The 19,909-nt window shown below is 38.2% G+C and carries 26 protein-coding genes; 6 read left to right on the forward strand and 20 right to left on the reverse strand.

Annotated elements, in window-relative coordinates:
- The first annotated feature begins 124 nt into the window (after positions 1-124).
- Positions 125-1,177, forward strand: coding sequence for an MBL fold metallo-hydrolase (locus MHB64_RS31245; protein WP_341136230.1), 1,053 nt, complete (start codon positions 125-127; stop codon positions 1,175-1,177).
- Positions 1,178-1,393 carry a DUF3006 domain-containing protein gene (locus MHB64_RS31250; protein ID WP_341136231.1) on the forward strand — a complete coding sequence of 72 codons (216 nt, stop codon included), beginning with the start codon at positions 1,178-1,180 and terminating at the stop codon, positions 1,391-1,393.
- Positions 1,394-1,428: 35 nt separating this feature from the next.
- Here MHB64_RS31250 and MHB64_RS31255 read toward each other — a convergent pair whose 3' ends face one another.
- From MHB64_RS31255 to MHB64_RS31335, 17 genes are all read right to left on the reverse strand, one after another.
- On the reverse strand, positions 1,429-1,722 hold the full coding sequence (locus tag MHB64_RS31255; protein ID WP_341136232.1) for a YolD-like family protein: 294 nt from the start codon (positions 1,720-1,722) through the stop codon (positions 1,429-1,431).
- A gap of 349 nt (positions 1,723-2,071) precedes the next feature.
- Entirely contained in the window at positions 2,072-2,287 is a 216-nt protein-coding gene (locus MHB64_RS31260) for a hypothetical protein (protein WP_341136233.1), read from the reverse strand.
- An 11-nt stretch (positions 2,288-2,298) separates the two neighbouring features.
- The gene (locus MHB64_RS31265) at positions 2,299-2,544 is read right to left on the reverse strand and encodes a hypothetical protein (RefSeq protein WP_341136234.1); all 246 of its coding nucleotides are present in this window, start codon (positions 2,542-2,544) and stop codon (positions 2,299-2,301) included.
- A gap of 203 nt (positions 2,545-2,747) precedes the next feature.
- Positions 2,748-3,368: a restriction endonuclease gene (locus MHB64_RS31270; RefSeq protein WP_341136369.1), complete on the reverse strand. Its 621-nt coding sequence runs from the start codon at positions 3,366-3,368 to the stop codon at positions 2,748-2,750.
- Positions 3,369-3,586: 218 nt separating this feature from the next.
- Positions 3,587-4,018 carry a hypothetical protein gene (locus MHB64_RS31275; protein ID WP_341136235.1) on the reverse strand — a complete coding sequence of 144 codons (432 nt, stop codon included), beginning with the start codon at positions 4,016-4,018 and terminating at the stop codon, positions 3,587-3,589.
- 407 nt (positions 4,019-4,425) lie between these two features.
- The gene (locus tag MHB64_RS31280; protein WP_341136236.1) at positions 4,426-4,950 is read right to left on the reverse strand and encodes a GNAT family N-acetyltransferase; all 525 of its coding nucleotides are present in this window, start codon (positions 4,948-4,950) and stop codon (positions 4,426-4,428) included.
- Between the two features lie 130 nt (positions 4,951-5,080).
- Complete coding sequence (locus MHB64_RS31285) at positions 5,081-5,878, reverse strand: GNAT family N-acetyltransferase (protein WP_341136237.1); 798 nt, start codon at positions 5,876-5,878, stop codon at positions 5,081-5,083.
- Positions 5,879-6,051: 173 nt separating this feature from the next.
- Positions 6,052-6,609, reverse strand: a complete 558-nt coding sequence (locus MHB64_RS31290) for a class I SAM-dependent methyltransferase (protein WP_076300645.1) — start codon at positions 6,607-6,609, stop codon at positions 6,052-6,054.
- Positions 6,610-7,323: 714 nt separating this feature from the next.
- The gene (locus MHB64_RS31295; protein WP_341136238.1) at positions 7,324-7,632 is read right to left on the reverse strand and encodes a hypothetical protein; all 309 of its coding nucleotides are present in this window, start codon (positions 7,630-7,632) and stop codon (positions 7,324-7,326) included.
- Positions 7,586-9,004 carry a DNA cytosine methyltransferase gene (locus MHB64_RS31300; protein WP_341136239.1) on the reverse strand — a complete coding sequence of 473 codons (1,419 nt, stop codon included), beginning with the start codon at positions 9,002-9,004 and terminating at the stop codon, positions 7,586-7,588. Before MHB64_RS31300 ends, MHB64_RS31295 begins: the two co-directional genes overlap by 47 nt.
- Positions 9,005-9,226: 222 nt before the next feature.
- Positions 9,227-10,585, reverse strand: a complete 1,359-nt coding sequence (locus MHB64_RS31305; RefSeq protein WP_076117529.1) for an IS5/IS1182 family transposase — start codon at positions 10,583-10,585, stop codon at positions 9,227-9,229.
- A gap of 144 nt (positions 10,586-10,729) precedes the next feature.
- A complete protein-coding gene (locus MHB64_RS31310) occupies positions 10,730-10,990 on the reverse strand; it encodes a hypothetical protein (RefSeq protein WP_341136240.1) in 261 nt (86 codons plus the stop codon).
- 136 nt (positions 10,991-11,126) lie between these two features.
- Entirely contained in the window at positions 11,127-11,996 is an 870-nt protein-coding gene (locus MHB64_RS31315) for an SAM-dependent DNA methyltransferase (protein WP_341136241.1), read from the reverse strand.
- A 90-nt stretch (positions 11,997-12,086) separates the two neighbouring features.
- Positions 12,087-12,374 carry a hypothetical protein gene (locus MHB64_RS31320; RefSeq protein ID WP_341136242.1) on the reverse strand — a complete coding sequence of 96 codons (288 nt, stop codon included), beginning with the start codon at positions 12,372-12,374 and terminating at the stop codon, positions 12,087-12,089.
- Between the two features lie 18 nt (positions 12,375-12,392).
- The gene (locus MHB64_RS31325; RefSeq protein WP_341136243.1) at positions 12,393-13,121 is read right to left on the reverse strand and encodes a hypothetical protein; all 729 of its coding nucleotides are present in this window, start codon (positions 13,119-13,121) and stop codon (positions 12,393-12,395) included.
- A 74-nt stretch (positions 13,122-13,195) separates the two neighbouring features.
- Positions 13,196-14,182 carry a DNA cytosine methyltransferase gene (locus MHB64_RS31330; RefSeq protein ID WP_341136244.1) on the reverse strand — a complete coding sequence of 329 codons (987 nt, stop codon included), beginning with the start codon at positions 14,180-14,182 and terminating at the stop codon, positions 13,196-13,198.
- A gap of 206 nt (positions 14,183-14,388) precedes the next feature.
- Positions 14,389-14,877 carry a hypothetical protein gene (locus tag MHB64_RS31335; RefSeq protein WP_341136245.1) on the reverse strand — a complete coding sequence of 163 codons (489 nt, stop codon included), beginning with the start codon at positions 14,875-14,877 and terminating at the stop codon, positions 14,389-14,391.
- A 452-nt stretch (positions 14,878-15,329) separates the two neighbouring features.
- On the opposite strand from MHB64_RS31335, the gene MHB64_RS31340 reads away from it, so the two are divergent.
- Positions 15,330-15,776, forward strand: coding sequence for a hypothetical protein (locus tag MHB64_RS31340; RefSeq protein ID WP_341136246.1), 447 nt, complete (start codon positions 15,330-15,332; stop codon positions 15,774-15,776).
- Between the two features lie 885 nt (positions 15,777-16,661).
- Here MHB64_RS31340 and MHB64_RS31345 read toward each other — a convergent pair.
- Positions 16,662-16,841: a hypothetical protein gene (locus MHB64_RS31345; protein ID WP_076179592.1), complete on the reverse strand. Its 180-nt coding sequence runs from the start codon at positions 16,839-16,841 to the stop codon at positions 16,662-16,664.
- A 45-nt stretch (positions 16,842-16,886) separates the two neighbouring features.
- Here MHB64_RS31345 and MHB64_RS31350 point away from each other — a divergent pair, with 45 nt between their 5' ends.
- Both MHB64_RS31350 and MHB64_RS31355 read left to right on the forward strand, forming a co-directional pair.
- Positions 16,887-17,354, forward strand: a complete 468-nt coding sequence (locus tag MHB64_RS31350; RefSeq protein WP_341136247.1) for a sigma-70 family RNA polymerase sigma factor — start codon at positions 16,887-16,889, stop codon at positions 17,352-17,354.
- Positions 17,306-17,548 (forward strand): helix-turn-helix domain-containing protein, encoded by a 243-nt coding sequence (locus tag MHB64_RS31355; protein WP_341136248.1) that lies wholly within the window; start codon positions 17,306-17,308, stop codon positions 17,546-17,548. Before MHB64_RS31350 ends, MHB64_RS31355 begins: the two co-directional genes overlap by 49 nt.
- A gap of 388 nt (positions 17,549-17,936) precedes the next feature.
- Here MHB64_RS31355 and MHB64_RS31360 read toward each other — a convergent pair whose 3' ends face one another.
- Positions 17,937-18,197, reverse strand: coding sequence for a hypothetical protein (locus tag MHB64_RS31360; RefSeq protein ID WP_341136249.1), 261 nt, complete (start codon positions 18,195-18,197; stop codon positions 17,937-17,939).
- 126 nt (positions 18,198-18,323) lie between these two features.
- The gene (locus tag MHB64_RS31365) at positions 18,324-18,764 is read right to left on the reverse strand and encodes a DUF6843 domain-containing protein (RefSeq protein WP_341136250.1); all 441 of its coding nucleotides are present in this window, start codon (positions 18,762-18,764) and stop codon (positions 18,324-18,326) included.
- A 223-nt stretch (positions 18,765-18,987) separates the two neighbouring features.
- Here MHB64_RS31365 and MHB64_RS31370 point away from each other — a divergent pair, with 223 nt between their 5' ends.
- Positions 18,988-19,587 (forward strand): DUF3238 domain-containing protein, encoded by a 600-nt coding sequence (locus MHB64_RS31370; protein WP_341136251.1) that lies wholly within the window; start codon positions 18,988-18,990, stop codon positions 19,585-19,587.
- Positions 19,588-19,909 lie beyond the last annotated feature (322 nt).

Below are 19,909 nucleotides of genomic sequence, written 5' to 3' on the forward strand. Positions count from 1 at the left end.
GCTTAATAAGGGATAAGTGAAAACATAAACAAAAGTAAGTGAATAGTTACGAAATGAAGTAGAATATATTTCCTTATTCTGATAGACTACTCCCAGAATCATACATTGGGGGTATTTATTTTTTATGAAAAGAATTATAGTTCCGATCTTCATGTCACTTGTTTTATTGCTGATGCCTGTCCTTGCTGAGGCACATCCAGGACGCACAGATGCAAAAGGAGGTCATTATTGCCGCACAAATTGCGCAAAGTGGGGACTGGAAGACGGAGAATACCATTACCATAATGGTGGAAGTTCAAATTCAAAACCAGCTGCCACTGCTAAACCAGCTATTAAACCTACCGAAAAACCAACAGCAAAGCCTACTGCTACACCAGCTCCAACTTTGCTTCTACCAAAGAAGCAGAATGTGGGCACTCTTCAGGTCTACTTTTTCGATGTTGGACAAGGTGACTCAACCTTAATCCGGACTCCGAATAATCAATATGTCCTCATTGACGGAGGTAATAACGATCAGGGTAAGAATGTAGTAAAGTACCTGAATGCCCTTGGTGTAAAGACACTTGATGCCCTGGTTGCTACTCATCCTGACGCAGATCACATTGGTGGGTTAGATGATGTTCTGAAAGCGCTGGATGTTAAATCTGTCTATGCTCCAAAAGTGTCACATACCACTGAAACATACAAAGATTTTTTGACCGCTGTGAAGAATGAGGGACGTACCATCAAAGCAGTGACTAAAGGCGTTACTATTCCTTTAACTGGTGTTGAGGCGAAGTTCTTGGCTCCTATTAGAACGTATGGGGATAATCTTAACGACTGGAGTGCTGTCTTAAAGGTCACCTATAAGAACAAGTCCTTCCTCTTTACTGGTGATGCTGAAAAAGCTTCAGAGAACGATATGTTAGCCGATGGCATGAATTTAAAAGCTGATGTATTAAAAGTCGGTCATCACGGCTCCAAGAGTTCAACCAGTAAAGCATTTATCGACGCCGTTAAACCACAGTACGCAGTAATAAGCGTCGGTAAAAACAATTATGGGCATCCAGATTCCGGAATACTTACAAGGTTAAAAAATGCGAATGCTTCAGTTTTACGAACTGATCAAAAAGGAACCATTACTGCAATAAGTGATGGCAATAAAATCACTTTTACATCGACTAAGGGGGTCAAGTAAATGCAGAAAGGAATCATTGATCGCTTTGAGGGTGAGTATGCCGTCATTGAATTTGATGGTAAAACCAAAGATGTCCTTAGATCAGAACTGCCGGCGGAGGTTAAGCCTGGAGACACCCTTATTTTCGAAGAAGGTAAGGTCAGGATAGATACTGAGGCTACAGCCTCGCGGAAAGAAGAAATCGATAGTTTAATGGATGAGTTATTCGAGGAATAATAGTTATGCCCCGGTGAAAGCTTCCGGGGCATTTTTTATGAAGTCACCTGAATCACATCGTCAATCTTAATCCAATCATAGTCATATTCCATTTGCAGTTTGATCCGCCGTAGTTCTTTGTCTATGGCCATTACAACTCCCTGGATCTTAATATCTTGAACCGGTTCAAACTGAGTGATTGTTATCTCCTCCCGATACCGTTTCGAGTAAGCAAGCAACTGATCAATCAAATCCCATTCCTGCGAGTCAAGCACCGGCTTTTTACGATCCCTCCACTGATGCCCTCGCTCATCACTGATAATCCGAATCTTATGCTCTGGTAGCATCATTCTACTGCAATCCTATGTGGTTGCAAGAACAGCTGGTGGAAGTTACACATAAAGGTCCAGATTTAAATTGCGATCAGGTTCCAGGTAATTTTTACTACGCCCATTATCATACGCATAATAGAGTTGGAGGACATTCTGTCTTTTAAGGAGATATAATGCCAAATCAACAATTAGATATGAATTTAAAAGAATCTAGTCCACCATCAAACTACACCCTAAACGAAGCAAGAGAGTTACTTCAATAAAATCACAATGCAATTAAACTAAGTAAGGATGCATTTCTAAATTAATTAAATAAGAAAAATACCCCGCCTATCACTTAAGATAGAGGGGTATTTCTTACACACGCTTATACCAAAACCATCCTAAATTCAAATTCATTTCTCATGTAATAAGCATCCGCAACTTTAACACTGACTGGGCTCCATTTTTGGACCGGATTACCACAATCAATTGTACAGCCTGCCAGATCACCATGACGTTCCAGAATATCTACCTGTGACTGTTTTAAAGCAGCAGTAAGAAATTCTGCATCAGTCTTCAAGACTTTGTATACATTACTCAACATGATCACTCCTAAAAAGAGAAGGTAAACAGCGCTATTCCTAAAACAATAACTCCTACGATCATCATCACAATGCCTTTTCTGTTTTTCAAGTAGTGATACCTTCCAATAGTTATGAGTGCTCCACATATCATTACAACCATCAAAGATTGTTGTTCCTCATCCGCAACATCATAATCATTGAACAATAATGAAATGCCTAGAAGAATAGTTGCCGCACTAAAGTGGACACCAAATTCTTTGAAGATTTTCTTCATTACAGCACTCCTATGTATTAAAATACCTGGCCTCATTTTCTCTGCTTTATGTATTTCTTAATCAAATAAAACAAAACAAATCCTAACAACACCAAGCCAAGTATGGTGATCCATAGAATCGTTGGATTCCCTACGAAAAAGTATGTATTTCTGAATTGAAAATATTCATTGTTCATTAGTATAAAAACTCCTTGTTCTCCGAACTATCTATTTCTTCGAACCAATTGTTTTTCTGCTTTAAAGTCCTTCTTAATTACTTTATTGCTATTCAAGTAATTATCCCATGACTCCAGTATAATCCTGGGCTCTGACTCAAGGATATCCTTTGCTTTATCAATCTGTCCTGAATTGAAAAAGTTTATAATTTCTATAAGGTCACTTCTACTATGTAATCTTACGGCGTTATAACTAGCAAGTTCTTCACACGCAGAGGTATATTGATTTGAGGATATTACCATGGACTTCTTTGCCCTATAATATCTCATGGAACTATAGACCTCTTGAACAGCTCCTAACCCTACTGGATAGAAATAACTCTTTGCCTGAACGACATTTCGATACCCCTTCCCATCTGTAAACACTAAGTCAGATCCAAAATCTCTGCCTCCTCTCGTTTTATATGCATCACTATAACCCATGGCCAAAAATAAACGATACAGATATTCTACAAAGCCAGTTCCGTCTTCCATTCGGTCTATGTCCTGGATCGTAATCTTAAGTGGATCAATTACTATACTTTGGGGAGGGTAACTCTTCTTTCTTGATAAAACTTTGAATACAAAAACAGCAGTAATGATAACAAGAATAACCAACAAAATTATCATTTTTGTCAACCAGCAACCCCCATTAATAGAAGAACCTCGCCAATGCCGGCGAGGTTCTTCCAAATTGCAATGCCATTACTTCCAAACCCTATAACCTTAATATAAATGATTTGGAACATTATGTATATATCACTGGAAAAAAAAAGTCCTAGACTACTGTTGGTTTATTGAACCAACGTTCTCCGTTAGCGTAATCATCCCTGAGGTACTTACAACAATTATGTTTTTCCTATTAATTTGAGAGCATGTAAAATGTTGTCCTCCCCATTGTCATCCCAAATTATCAAATAGCATTTATCTATATTTAATTTTTGTAACGCACCTAATCGATGATTCCCATCTCTAACACTTAAAGATCCATTTCTGTTCTCAGCAATTAAAGGTGGCATGTCCCATCCATCATTTAATCGATCGCTTATTTGATTGATGTTATGGTTCCACCATTTTTCATCTTCCACATATTCCAAATCAGGTTCAGGTCCTACCACCCTGTCGAGAAAACTTGTTTCAATTTCTATTGGTCCTAGCCAGTATCTTTTTTTCAGCTTTAGATCATTTGACATTACTACATTGTCACCTTCGTTATTCAAAAAAAGATGGACCCATGTTTCTATATCATTCTTTGAAGCAAATTCCATTGCTGATTTCAAAGTAAATATTGACAAAATTTATCACTCTTTCTTTTCTAGTTTTTCCTTTATAATGCTTTACATGAATTGTCGGAATTCATCTTATCTATGAGTAACTCCATTTATCTTCCCACACTTCCCATTAAACTTTTATTACTCTAATTATCATGCAATAATACCCCATTAAATGGAAGGTTGAATTCATTTAAAACCGTTCCTTACTATTCCAATATTTCTGCGAAGCATCTGTCTGCCACCAAGCTATACTGCCAGTTAGTTGAACAAATAAAAAACGGCTGCCGAAGCAACCGCTATTCAACTAACGTTCCCGTTAGCTTAATATGATATGCTTCAACGCTCGGAAAGCGGCAGCTAAGAAGCTTCCTTCAAAAAACTAGTGTAAAATCACTTTTCAAACACATCCGCCCTTACAGATTCATTTCTCGATAATCACTGTCCAGTATACTGTAAAAGAATTGATTTACCCATTTACCTTGCCAGGATAGTTCTTCTCTAAATATCCCTTCTCTGACCATTCCTGTCCTTTCCAACACCTTGTATGAAGCGATATTGAATTCATTGCACATAGCAACCACTTTATGCGCATTCCAATCTTCAAAAGCATACTTCAACGCTATTTTTGCAGCTTCTACAGAATATCCATGCCCTCGATATTCAGGAAAGATACAATAACCAATTTCCCAACTTTCACGCTCTTTTACATACCAATGAATATGTAGTTCTCCTATAGGTGTTTTATTTGAATCATCAAGCTTTATTATGTATTGTTTATACCAATCACTATTAATTTTTTCTACTACATTCTTCCTAACTGCTTCCTTATCGGATGAAATAGAATCTTCGAAGTGCCATAAGGAAGTGCAAGTTTTTTTATCAACAATGAATTCTACATCGTCTAAAGTTGCCTGAGATAATATAATTCTTTCTTTCAAATCTTTTCACCATCCAATTTGGTATTATTGTGATTTCATATAACGGATTATTAACGAACTTCTTAAATAACTCTATATGTAGAGTATTCGTGAAATTATTGAGCTATCGTTCCCCGTTAGCTTAACAGCATTACACGTTGTACCAATACATCGGATGCTCAGCTATTGGATCAAAACCAAGTTTGTTTGCAAGAGATATCGATATTGGATTATCTGAATGACAACTCCAGTTTGGTATTAAATTTTTACTACGACAGTCCTTGATAAACCCGATCCCAACTTTAGTCGCAAGCCCTTTCCATTGATGTTCCTCGATTGTAATCATATCAATCTCAGCAAAACCTCCGCCAACGTAAGGGGATGAACATACGCTGATGATTTTATTCTCTTTTGTAATGAAATGTCCAAGGCCTCGCTCATTAAAGTGCTTATTGGAATCCCACACCAGCTTATAGTAAGTATAGAAATCCTCCCGATATCTATTCGAGATATCTTCGTTTAGAATCTCATAATGCAATCCTTCATCGATCTTTATATGTATGTCTTTGCTAATTTCAAAAAACCTTCGATCATTAAAATGGAAATAAGTGCGTTTTATTTTATTTGCATGTACTAATCGATATTTCTGGAAAGCCCTTTCCCATTCGTCTGTGAACATCGCCAATGCATAAAAGCCAATGTGGTTGTCTTTATGATTTAGAAAGTTCGCTACCGCGTCATTAAAGCTATGATCTGAAGCAGTACCAACTAAGCAATAAAACCCACCGCAGCTAGTAAGAAATGCAGCAGTGGGATCTATTTTTCTGTTTATAAATATCTTTCCTTTTTGCGTCTGTTCAATAACAGAAAAGGCAAAGACTGCTTTGTTTTGGATTTTCGAAAACATCGGTAATACCTTAGTAAATTCGTTCCTGCTCAACTCAAACATGGTTCACCTCAATAAATAAGATTTCATTACAATTATTCGATAATAGTTTCAGTTCACCTTTACCACACAAAACTGCCCGTTAGTTGAATAAAGGCAGCTGATCGTTCTGACTCGAATACTTGCGTGCCTTTATTGCACTATCCTATCCCGACTCTAGCTTAGGCGGTAAATGATCAGTTTTTATTCTTAATTATAAATGGCTTTTTGGCATCCACAATAATCGAAACCATCTTAAGTTCCTCGATAGAATTCCTTGAATCAAACCGAAAAGATCTTCCTATTCTCCCATCCACTTCATTCCAGTATGTATAATGAAAATCTCCGTTCTCGTCACAATACTCTAACAGCGTTACTTCAAACCCTGCCATTTCAAATACTGATACGAAAGTTTTAGCATTATAAACTATTTTATGAGTTGCTGCAGGATGATCCGCTGGTCCTGGACCACCGACTTGAACCATCTGTTGATACCAATCGTTACTGAAGTTTTTATCAGGAACGGCACAACGAATGTACCCACCAGGTTTTAAAAATTTATAACAATGCTTCGCAGCCATAATCCCTTCCTCATAGGTTAAATGTTCCCACACGTGTTCAGCCAAGAGCGCATCAATACTCTCTGGTTCAGATAATTTGTTCCAACTTTCTAAAGATAGTAAATTCAACTCATCTACCTGCGTACTGAGCCAACCATCATACTTTGTCTGTCCTGCTCCAATGACCACTTTCATATAAATACCACCATCCAATCTTGTTCTTGAACAATATAACTAAGTAAATATTCTTTAGGCTTAGGTTATTTCCTCTATTTGTAACTAACCTGCCAGTTAGTTTAATGCCCTTGTCAGTCTAGAACTTTATTTTCTTTTGACAACTGAGTGAAAGTCTTTCTTTTATCAAATGCAACCCACCGTGAGTAGTATTTAAACAAACAGAATTATTTCATATCAACTCCATAGTGCTAATATTCCTATTTTATACGTGTATTCGCATGTATATTAGCATACAATATGTATACATATTGTATTTTACTTAATTTCATAACTATAAATAGCGCAAGCGATCAGGGAGCTATCCCTGCTGCTTGTGCTATTTTTGTGTTCTAGGCGACCGACGAGCGGATGCTAAGTGGTGCATTTATTTTCCTTTATTACCTCCACCGCCTACAATCTTCCCTAAATCCTTACCATCAACTTCAGGAGGATCCTTTATACCTCCATTACCGCTAGTTCCAGAACCAGCGCCCCAATAAGTTGTGATCTAGAGAATAGACTCCCAGTAGATCTTTACGGTATTAAACAGAAAAAGAAACGAATTCATTCAACAACTCGATTAAGATATGGTTATACAGGTAGGCAAAAGCGTTTAAATTCCAAATGCAAGCGTCACGGAAGCCGTAAGACACAATTAGTATAAGGTGAAGTTCAAACAATATTAACAATGACTCACTCAATAAACACGGAATCCAGCACCTGGGTTGGATACTGCATGACAAGCGTAGCTGACCGCCGGCGACGCCGGTGTTGCGTTTGGCAAACTAAGCTGCTCTTCCCGTTGTCACAGCCGGTTTCACCAGAAGCAATCCGATGCGCGGAACATCGGCCGTCAGCACGCATACAACTAAAAACACTAAAGTTTTTTAATATAAAACAGGCATCCCAGAAAATAGGGATGCCTGCAATTAATAATAAAATATATTTATCTTGATCAAAAAGCAAAGCTAAACTGCCCATCTTGATCTCTTGCCATTCCATACTCTTTCTTCTGCTTTTTCAAGCCGGCATGCCGTCTGAAAAACATCGCACAGATCTCGTTTGCGTAAGCGCTTATGACGCGTCCACACACACTCTGACCAATCATTTCATAGATTCGATATTCGGGAACATGTTTGGGAAACTTAAACCAAGAAGGAATACTGAAAATCTTACGAAGTTCAGATATGGTTAAGAACCTCCACTGATCTCCCGCTTCATTAAGTACATAAGAGTTACTTGCACTATGAGATCGGTATCGTCTTGGGATGCATTGTAACTCTATGTCATCTGCACCTACAAATGTTTTATTAGTATTACGCTCCGCCCATGAGTTGTTCTTTTCTACTTTTTTAGAAAAGCTTTCAAACCAGGCGTCAACTGACTTCCAAATGTGCTGCGTACCAGCTGGATCTAAATAATGAGATAGCTTATGACGCCGGAATATTGGTGCCTTTGGCTCTCTGAATTGTTCGAAGTCCTCCTGATCCTGAAGAAATAGGGAGTACGTCCGTTTTCGTAGAGCGATGCTACCAAAATCATAACTGTTAATTTGTGTAGGACCGATGAAATACGGATATTTCGGAGTTAAGAGTTCTTTTAAATCATTAAAACTAGGTGATTCATAAAAACCCGGTACGTTCTCAAAGAAAACAACCCTCGGTTCTGCTGCCTCTAATATCTTGTACGTACCTAATATAAGATTATTAAAATATCCCTGATCACCAGGACCTATACTGCTATGTGAGGAGCAATCTAGCGATACGAACGCTACATCAGCCTTTGCAACGGTGTGACAATCCTTCAGATCTCCTTGAAACAAAAAGGAGTACGGGAAATTATGTTTAATAACCTCCGCGCTATCCTCTTCTAGCTCGATCTCCTGTACTGCTGTGTAGTAGCCAGAATCTACAAACATTGATGTTCCTATTCCTGCTCCCGCGCACAAAGACAGAAGGCGAATACGCTCGTCTGAAGGGGATTCAAAGGTGTCACTCTCAAATAGACGAAATCTTAAGGGACGAACAATGATTTGAGGAAAATCCCCATGCTTATATACACTGACTTCTATTTTATCCTGGATACAAAGAATGGATGAATATTTGGATCCACACGTATCAACAAGTGGCCGTGGTTCCCCACTGATACGATTAACCCTTGATGATACACTGACTTCATGAATATTGTCAGATTCCTCAAAGACTCGATTCTGAATGACAATCATTTTCTCATTCTCATCGATGCGGACAAATAAATCCATACCGTGCTCTAGTCCTGCAGTTTCACAAACAAAATTTTGTAGAAATAATCGTGGTGAATTATGTTTTTTACTCACTGTATAAACTTTTTGTAACAACAGGTTAGCTTTATTCATATGGACGTCCATAAACCATGATGAGGGAAGCCCCCACCACAATAAGGGACTTCCTCCTCTCCAGTTTTGAATTATTATTCTGTTTCTACACATTATGGATATATGGATCTTATCGAGAGAACCAGATTATGCTAACATTTTTAATTCCATGAATCAATTTCATAATGCATTGGCTTAAAAAATTGCAGACTACTCCAATGCAATCGAATACCATTTTAAATTTTATGCTGCTTGTTGTCTTTGTTGTTTGTTCACACGATCCACGACTAGCTTCATACTGTTGTAAACTAATGTTGCGAGGGTAAAATGCAGCCTCGCTTTCTGACCTGAACGGTGTCTTACGTTGTTTAATTGGAAGAACTCTTTCAGGTATGCATTTACTCGTTCGACTGCGGATCTTCGCTTTGCAATTTGCTTCCATGAAACGCTGCCTCGAGCGGGTGCTACGTATTTTCTCAGATCTGTTGTTACTTTTACTTTATACACTTTTTGGCACAGGGAGTCATGAGCTAAAGGACAGCTTTCGCACTCCTTCGGCCTTACATATTTAAGCGTTTCATACTTTGGATCGTAACTGTCGTAGCGGTAAGAATGTTCACGCACACATGTGGGCGCGAAATGCTCATCAAAGCCTTCCATTTCAGGTTCACGCCTACGGTTGTAAGCAGTAATGGCATGAGCCTTCGACTTGCGAACTTCCTCGTAAATCGGTTCGTAATCGTATCCTGCATCCATCGTTACGTAGCTAAACCTAAAGGTTGGGAGCTGTGCCTGAAGCCCTTTTAACAGGGGAATGGCAGCCTTTCCATCATTCATGCTTCCAGATGAAAGCAGCGCGCCAAGAATATATTGGCTTTGTGTTGCCACTGCGAGGTGGCCTTTATAACCATACCAATTCAAGTTCTTACCTTCACTATTGCATTTCACACCCCATTCAGGTGCGATCGGCATCTGTTGTCGTAAGGTTTCGTAGGGCACAGCGAGTTGGTCTGCAATTTTCTTTTCGTAAATCGATTTCTGTTCTTCTTCCTGTTGTTTTTGCAGCAGCCAAGCTTCTCGCTCTTGCTTGAGCTTACGCCCGCGCTTCTTCGGAACAGTCGGTTCTTTCTCTTGTTCTTGTTTTTTCGGCGCGCGATCACGTGCTTCGATATGTGTTGCATCAATGGCTACCGTGTCGTCAGGTATAAAACCTTCTTCAAAAGCAAGTTTGATCACGTTTTGGCTAACCTCTTCCAGAGCTTCACTTTGACTAAGTTTTTGAATCAGCCGAGAATAAGTGGATGCTGAAGGAATAGATTCTGCCAAAGAGAACCCGCAATCCAGACGAAACAAAATATCTTCACGAAGTCGCTTCAATAAATCTTTAATGGTGGGAATTCGCTCAATAATTCTTGCGATAAGTGAGTAGACCATGGCTGAATAATTAGTCTCAACAGGTGCACCTAAACGCGACTTTTTGTTGACGATTCGCAAGACAGGAGTAAGATCTATCGTTGCAAAGATAAGGTCAAAGCGTTTTTCGCGATCCAAGTTATATAAATCTTGCAGGGAAAACAGGCTCTCGTGTCGAATATATGGCATAGGGAGTTCACCTCGTCTCATCTCATTTGGTTGGTTTTGTCGCTTACCTATTCGAGATTTGGGGAGGTACTCCTTTTTCTATGCCTAAAAACCTTGTTACTACCAGGGGTTAGATTTATGAAATTGATTCCCATATATATGAATTTATACTTCTTTCCAAGTCTGGTCCTCCAAATCTTGCGCTTGTGCTTCAGTATAGAGCAGTGGAATATCTTCCAAGCGATAGAGCACGTCAACAACCCGATACTCTGGTTTGTTAGGTGTTCCAGTCACTTCTATCAGAAAAAGCGGCGTAAGAAAGTCTTCGTTCTCCACGATGGTATATGGGACGTTGTGTTGATTAAGAAAAGACTCAGTTATTTTGGTAACACTGGACCAAGAAGGCGTGTCATTTTGTTTCTCCATATGTTTTTATTTCTCCTTTTTGAAAGTCTTTATTTATAAAGTTCATATCTCTAGAGATGTATGTTTATCTTCAGCAGTTTTAATTATTGTTTTTTTAAAAAATAGGTTAAAATAATCTTATTTACCCAGCTAACTCTTAAAATGAAAAAGCAAGCTGACCTTCAGAAATCTTTCGTCCTGGCTCCGCTAACACTAGTTGAATAGGTTGACTAATAAGATCATAACCCTCAACATTTCCTGGTCGAGCATACCAAGGGGCATAAAAGTAAAACTGAATGGTACATAGTTTCACGGCAATCCCCGATATATCCTGACCGTAGCCCCGTAAAAAATAATTAGAAGCCGGTAGCAATGTTGCACCGCAGCCTACACATGAATCTAGTACTGACTGCCTTTTCATATGTTCTGGGTCGCTATCGCCGTGGCATATCTCAACCATCATCCGAGTTATATTAAACGGTGTTGGATAATATCCGAGACCTGATTTATATCCTTTGCCCGTCTCATCACAGAGAACATGGGATAAATAATCAGTGGGATTATCGAGAACCAGGAATAAATCAAACTCCTTGTAATAATGTTCGTTTAAGCTTTCTGAGATCCGCGGTGCTTCTATGCTTCCTGCCATCCCCCACAGTAGCCAATCTGCAAAAGTATCGATATTAGAGTCATAATGCTGAAGACACTTAGCAAACATCTTTTTAGTTGCCTCTGCTTGATGGGAGGATGTATCTTTCCACTCTATTTGAGGGATCGGACCACTACCTTCAATTGTTCCTTTTTCCAAAATATCTGTCCAGTATCTCCATCTGCCCCATAGAAGGTCATCGTAGGCGAATAAAAATGGCAATAGCCATCCTCTCTTCTCAAACACTTCGGAATGATGCTGTGGTAGCCCTCCAATCGCTTGTGCATATCCAGCTATTTCATGGGGTAAACGAGTGAGCTGCTCAACTGAAAAGCGATCGACCCGATATAGGTGTTTTTTATCTTGTGGCTTAGACATGGTATCTTTTCTCCTTAAAATCCTCCCTTTCTGCACAGGAGGATGAGTTGATCCCTGTGCAGAGGGTAAGAGATATAAGGTTGAAAAAAATCAAACCACGTTTCTTAGTTGAGGTGTATACGTTTTGTATACCGCCGACTTTCTAAGCTGGATTTCTTCCCTACTTAGAACGATGGCGATCCACATTTGACCCTTCCATGGACCATGTTTCAATATATTATCTGACGAATTCCAATAATGATTGACCTTGAGCGTATAGATGGCCTTTCCTTTTGGATCTACCCCAATTCGTAGAACTTTTGCAAAACGACCGTTTTCTGGACCGTCATCCAAAATCTTTACTATATCGATTACTTGTATCTCAACCTGCGTTTTCATATGAATCAAGTCTCCCCTTTACGCTTTGTCGATAAGTAGCGGCAGTAATGTTGAACAATTTAAACGTGATATCCCTGATAAGGCATCGCTCATAAACTGTTCAAAGGTTTTATCTGCTTCAAACAAAACTTGTAGAATGGTGTGGCCATTTACAAGTTCGAATTTACGGAGTGCCCAGATCAACGTTACCTGTTTTGACCGAATCTCTTCCGTTACAAAGCGCAGAAGCCTTTCATAAGAATTATTCTTAATATTTGTAGGAGCGGGATCAGTGAATACATATGTACTAAGCGATGTACCATGTTTTTGGTCATGGTCTCGAAGGCAGTTGCAGAATACGGCATTATAAATCCCAATGGAAATTTGATTGGCCATCATATCCAGGTCGTATTGCTCAATATTAGGATATTTACGTAGATGCTTAATCAAATCGTTTATTTCTGGATAATGGGAATGCATTCTTCTTAACTCTTCAAATATTTCTATTCGAAAGGTTAACGATTGTAGCTCGGATTTTTCAGACACTTCGCCATGTTCATCTAAAAAAAACAAAATGCAGGTGAGATGTCCGTTATCCATTTTTTTGAGTATGCATTTACCTATATCACTCTCATTGATTTTTACAATGTACATGATGCCTATTTCCATCTCTGAATAGGAGATATTCTCTATCGGGATAATATAAGTCCCTTCCTGTAAGTTCTTAATAAACATATATTTACTGGTAATCATTTTTATAGCCTCCATTAGAACTCCCCCTATCTGCACGGGAAGAGTTGATTTAACCCCGTGCAGTGGGGATGTTCGTATAGAGAAATCTATTAGCCTGTTTCCTGAATACTCCCAAACTGGATTTGCTGGTACATTGCTTTCGCGAGTGCTGAAGCAACTGGAAAAGCAACACAGTTACCAACACATCGATACTGTGCAGAAAGTGGAACGTCTGCAGGGAGTGTAAAACTGTCCGGAAATCCGGATAACCGCAGCGCTTCACGTACTGTGATACGGCGATTTTCAGAAGGGTGCAAAAACTCCCTTCCGTCTTTAGCAATATGTGCCGTAATCGTTGGGCTTGGCTTATCCCATTCTAGTCTTCGCATTCCGCGGTGCTGATTTCGTGGATGCTGAATTACGTCAAATAACCGCTCAGGTGTCGGACTTTCCCATGTGGCCGTATGGTTGGGGGTAATCCCTAGAACTCGTTCTCTAGCCCCTATAGTTTCTGCAGTAGGCAGATCACCAATCGCTTGTCGAACAGTTCTCTTCACGTATGAAGGAGTTGGAAAACTAAAATGGAACCCCAAATCCCTTCTAATACCAGCGATAAACACGCGGTTTCTCTCTTGCGCTACACCGAAATGCGCAGCATTTAAGAGCGCCCAGGTAACGTTAAATCCCATGCCCTTATAATTATCGATTAGATGGTAAAAGGATTGGGAGTGTCTTGTCAGTAAGCCCTCTACATTTTCAAATAGAAAAAAATCGGGCATCATTCTCCGGATTATTTCTTGATAAACTATTGCTAATTTTCCGTGATCCCCTTCAATTCCACGATTGACTCCAGCAGAGCTGAAATCGATGCAACTGGGTCCTCCAATAAATCCGTTGGACTTCGGAATACTGATCAGTGGCACCTTTGTAATATCTTCTACTCGGATATGCCTACCAATGTTTTCTTCGTAACAGTGTGCAGCGTGTGGATTGAATTCATTCGCCCATTGAATGTCGAACAATTCTTTAAATCCTAAATCAAGTCCACCCATTCCAGAGAAAAACGAAGTAATTGTCGGTTTTCTAGAACATTGCATTTGTTAGCCCTCAATTCGCTGTGAAGCTCACAGCTACGAGAGGACAACCGATATGAGAAATGCTGGGCTATTATCTCCTCACTTGCAAGAAGGGGTTCCTTAAGCCCTCCCCCTTCGCTTGAGACGGTTTTATGAGGTACATTAAAGAGCCGGTAACGCCCAAGTTTACTTACTGTGGCAGGGGCGTAGCGTATCCCTCAACCCTTTTAGGGAAATGCAAGACGTTTTCGTTCCTTTTTAGCTTCTCTCTGCAGAGAAAACCAGGAATCCTCACGGTATTTATCACGATCATCTTCCGCACATCGAAATTCATTACGAAAGCAATCAGGAGTACCGTAATATTCGCAATCCTGGCAAACCGATTTGGTGAATCGCTCTACTTCACGACAGAAAAGAAGAAATGTGTGGTTTAGCGGTATGTTGCCTATCAGCTTCCGGTTGTTAATTTTGTGAGAAAACTCAGTTGACGAGAAGGCAAGAACCTCCGTTACTCCAGAGCAGTCCTCATAGGATTGCTCTAGTGCCACTGATAATTTTCTACCATCTACATATCCCTTGTTAAATAAGTCTGTTTTTAACCTTCCATTCAAAGGAATGAAAACATACCCTGCAGAGCTATGAATCAGTTCCTGCATCTTGTATTTCTTTTTTCCTGTACTGTTCACATGGACAGGAACGGGCTTGGGTTTTGACAATAATTTTATCCCTCCTATTTTGAGCACAAAAAAAGGAGACGCAAAAAAGATATACATTAACTTGTATATCTCTATGGTCTCCATGATTTGAACCTTATGTATGAGCTGCAGTTGCAGCATACTCCTTCCCTGCAAAATAAAAAGATCGCAAGGGAAAATTAATGAAATCGTATTGGAACAATTATATCGTTATCTCTATCATCTGGGAAGTCTAAGCTTATTCTTTTGTCCGTTCTTCTTTTCCGTGGACCACAGAGATATTACGTACTTCATTTATTTACCATATGAATGTCGCTATAATTTTTTTTGAAAAAATAAGAATAATTAGTTGTTTTAAATAAGCCAATTTTACCCTTTATAATGAGAGGCAATAACAGAGTAAGTGAGATTGGGAATATCTTATGCTCTCTGATTCCCTTAGTGCCCTCATTAAAACTAAAGGAGGATTTACAATGTCAGATCAACAACAATCCGTAGTAACCAGTGCTGCACCCGGTCCGTTTGTCCGTTCAACAGAAAGCATTTATTTTACCAAAGATCAAATTAATGCCATGATTGAAAGTAGCGTGGGTCAAAGCGTAACTGGGCTTGGCTGGGCTATTGCGACCTTTGGCTATGGTCGTATTAAACAAATTCTTGCAGCTAAACTTCCGCCGCAAGTTGCTGGGCTATTATCTTTAGCAGTAGTTGTTGTGAGTGCTGTGAAATTGGTTGAACAGATTGCTAATTACACTGAGGAAAACAGACTATCTGAAATTCTGCATACCTTGGTTGATAATTCAGGAACATTCGGAAGAATCAAGGTTACCGTTACTACTTGGGAAAAGTTAGTAGTTAATCCTACTAACAGCTACTGGACCTACTATACAACTACTTCCTATGAAGCTGTAGGATATTAATTAAAAGTAAAAAGCGTCGTGCAGTTAGCTGCACGACGCTTTTCTTTACCTCAAGATTAAAGATATTTCTTAGGTTTAATATGTGTATTTTGGCAGTGAATGTAGGAAATGGGTGGGGATTAAACATAGAGTAGGATATCTGACAAGATATAAAGGGTTTGAATGGTGTAAAGTTAATAACCCTCTTACTTAGATCCTCCCTCATCCTGGTTTCTCAAACTTATTTTAAGCTGGATTACTTCAGCATAAGTGACCGCAATCTGTATAATAGAAAAGAAAATTTGATTGAACAGGCCCATTGATGAATATAGAATTACAAAAAACGTGATTAAACCAGTTAAAAGTGCTAAGAGAGTTAATGTAAAGTTTAAGAAACGTTTTTTCGTTGAGATATTTGAACACTGAAGAAAGAGAGCTTGAGCCAAGATACAGTTCATAAACAACCAAAAATGTGACCATATTTGTGAATTTAAAAAATCACCAAATATGTTTATAAGTAAAATTGAAATAAATAGAACAATCAAAGAAAATCGGTCTTTTTTGCTGATCAACAATAAGACCCCCTTTCTGATGAATTTGATCCATATTTAATTTTATCATTATTTTGGAATTAATGATACAAACCTGGGTATTCATCCATTTTCAAGTTAATGGACATTTTTAGTCTACAAAAGGGTGCATCAGAAACCATGTATGAACAGTAACCCATAAGATAAACACTTGAAAAAAGTGAGTATCTTATGGGTTACTGTTCAAGATTCGGCTATCGGGGGTGCCCTTTTTAATTATGAAGGTTTATATCCAGTAAATTAATCATGAAAGTGATTATATTTCTTAAGTTTTATAAAGCTTCAACTTTGACAGGAACAACTTCAGACTGAATCTTTATTTTTCTTTGTCTTGTTGTTTAATGGATTGGATTGCTAGTGTAAGTTGGTTTAATGAGCTATCTAACTTGTCTATTTTCTCCCCCATATTTTGCAATACGTAGCGAACCAGAATAAAACATAATGTTACTGGAAATCCAACATTCGTGACCAGTGAAATTATATCAGTTACCTCCATTTCAACCCCTCCCTCCTTTTACGCTTCTATCTAATAAGGAAAGTAATGACTCGAATTCACAACCATCCCATTCAAAAAAATGGTATAATAAGAACAAATGTTCCTATTTTGGTTGTTAAAAACATCCTGTTTTTTCCCTATAGGTATAACAGTCATAAAAGGAGAGATTCTATTATGGAAATGCAGCCTACTGTCTACGAACGTTATAAAACAGAAATATATCGAATTGGATGGAGATTACAATATCAAGCAAAAAAAATCAGGAACCGTGAAAGCTCACTTTACGACAGTGATTATTCTAGCTCCAGTTTTACATCTTCTTCTGAAGATAAAATGTTGATCCAACAGCTTATGAATACCTTGCCCCCGCAGGGAAAGGTAATTATATATAAACTTTATATTCAAGATTTGACCGAATCTGAAGTTGCAAACGAACTAAAAATCAGCCAACAGGCGGTGAATAAATGGAAAAGAAAGATGATACAGAAATTATCCCAGATGGTGAGTTCTTAGAGTTAGTTCGTGCAGCTAAGAAAAAGGATCCAGATGCAATGCTACAACTCATTCAACTCTATAAAGAAGATATTGTAAAATTAAGCAAGTTCATTCATTTACCACAAGAAGACGCTGTTTCTCAAATCGTTCTTGAATTTTTGGAATGTATACTTCGTAATGAAGTGTCAGAGGCCAATGGAAATATAGACTAAAACATAGTTTGCTTTTACTGATTTCGAGAAAGTAAGTTCTGCTGGAAATGCTGCTCCCATCAACAAAACCTTGAAAGGCATAAAGCCAATCAAGGTTTTGTTATTTAAGGGGTCACTATGCCATCTATCGTCTCCCATGATTCTATCAATAATATGCCAAACAGCTGCAAGCTAAACCTTCACATTCTAGCTTAGTAGCCTTCCTTTACTGAGGTGTTCATTCAAAACGGGGGAGTCCCTATAAAAAAACCTTTAAAGGCACTAAGCCAATCAAGGTTACAGAGAGAAGTTATTTAATTAAAATAGCATACAATAGAGATTACCAAACTACCAAAACTAGCCTCACACAATTCAGCTGGACTAAAGTCTCCTCCATTTAAACAATCCTCTAGTCTTTTCTAAAATACTCTAAGGTATCACTGTCCAATTCTAATACGAAGGGAGTACCCAGAAATGATATTCTATCATCCTCATCATTAATAATTATTTTTAAGTCAATTACTGTCCCCTTTGTTATTTTTAATGATGATTCATCTAACCTGACAGTTATATCTCCCGACAAGTTCATTCTCGACAGTAATAATCTCGCTCCATCAATATTTAAAATTAGATGAACTGCTTTCTTACCAACTTGTTTAATTTTAATCATCGTTTCTACTCCTAATTAATTAAGTGGGATCTGGATATTCTTGTCCCCTCATATTTATTTCCTTTTGACTGTAGAAACTCAAGATGTACATTTGGAGTATTTGGAACAATTTGAGCATAACACTTCTTAGTTTAGTTGATCCTCAGGATATCCTGGATTAGGCGTATTTTTAAGTTCATCCTGTGTTCCAACAAAAAAAGATTGTACAGTAGGCAATTCTTTATTACCGGATTCTCCACTCCCAAGATTATGTCCGTGAATCATTTTATCCGTATCTATTTTTTTTCTTTCTCCTTGTTCACTTAGAAAATAGTACTCGTCAGAAGCTACTCCATATTCTGCATCTTCTGTAGAGGTTTTTAATATTCCTGATTCAGGAATTTGATAAATATTCTTTCCTTCAAGATTTTTGATATTTTCAAATCCTTTTTGATTGTAGATAATTTGTACCCACCCATTATAGTCTTCAGGTATAAGAAATACATTAGGGTGACGATTTTTAGATCCGCAAGCTGTCAGACTTACAAGTAATAACAATATGGCAGTTATAAAAGTCGTCTTTTTCATCACTTACCTCCATTAAATAGTAATATTTATAACTATATTACACTTTATGTTATTTCAAAAAACAAGTTTTTAAAATTAGTTGTAATAGTTGTAATATTAGCTTTATTTTTACCTCCATAGTAGAAGGCCAACTATAAGAGAACATTTAGTTATGGTTAGGGAATGGATTGAATTATTCTCATTCTTATAGTTGATCTATCAATGAACTTTAGGAGGAATTATTATGGCAATTACACTTTCAGTTAGAATTGTATCATTTATATCTAAGGACTGGGTTACCTCACCATTTCCAGCTCCAATTGGATATAGAAGTGAGTTTAAGGGAGATGATCGTAAATTCAATAAGGATGTTTCAGCATCCTATCGAACAGCTCAACAAATCAATGCTACTTTTACAAATACGGGTGGTACTTATACTGCCTACCGAAATACGGGTATTACAACTGAACGTAGCACCAATATTTCGACGGGTAATTATGTTGATAGTACTGGACAAGCAGATCCAAATGGCATTACTGCAAGTGTAGACACTTCTTATCTTTTGGGTGGGAATTCTGATTTCTACAGATTTGTATGTGATGGGGATGCAGCTGATCCTCTAATTCCCGGAGCGCCTGCTGTAAATTATCATCTTTTTGTTTCTATTCATAAAAGTGGTTTGATCTCAATCGAAGGATTACATGATGGGTATCCCTCCTTTGAAGTATACGCAAGTGTAAATGGTGGTACATGGCAAAATATTTATCTCTTTGAGGAGAAAACTCTATTAAATCTATTCCCACCGATGGACATCAATGTGTATGAAACCCGAAACATTATATAAAAAAGACTGATCTTAGGATGTCATATGAAATGATAAGCATTCTATACGTGCCGATATTTGATCGGCACGTATTTCTTATAAAATCTTTGTGCCTTTAATCATGGTCTTCTTAAGTTTAATAGTATTAAACCTACGCATAGAAAAACCCTCGGGCATTCCTGAGGGTTTTTCGTATAGTTATGCTTTACCTTTTTACCCTACTCGTTCGCAAGAAAAACTCTATCGAGTGTGATTCGTACTCTTATATTGCCTATACAAGTGAGGGGGACAAATTCTCCTAACGTCCATCCTTGCAGTACAGTTTGTGTAACGTTCTACTCGT

Source organism: Paenibacillus sp. FSL K6-2859, from assembly GCF_038008265.1.
GTDB lineage: Bacteria > Bacillota > Bacilli > Paenibacillales > Paenibacillaceae > Paenibacillus_AQ > Paenibacillus_AQ nitricinens.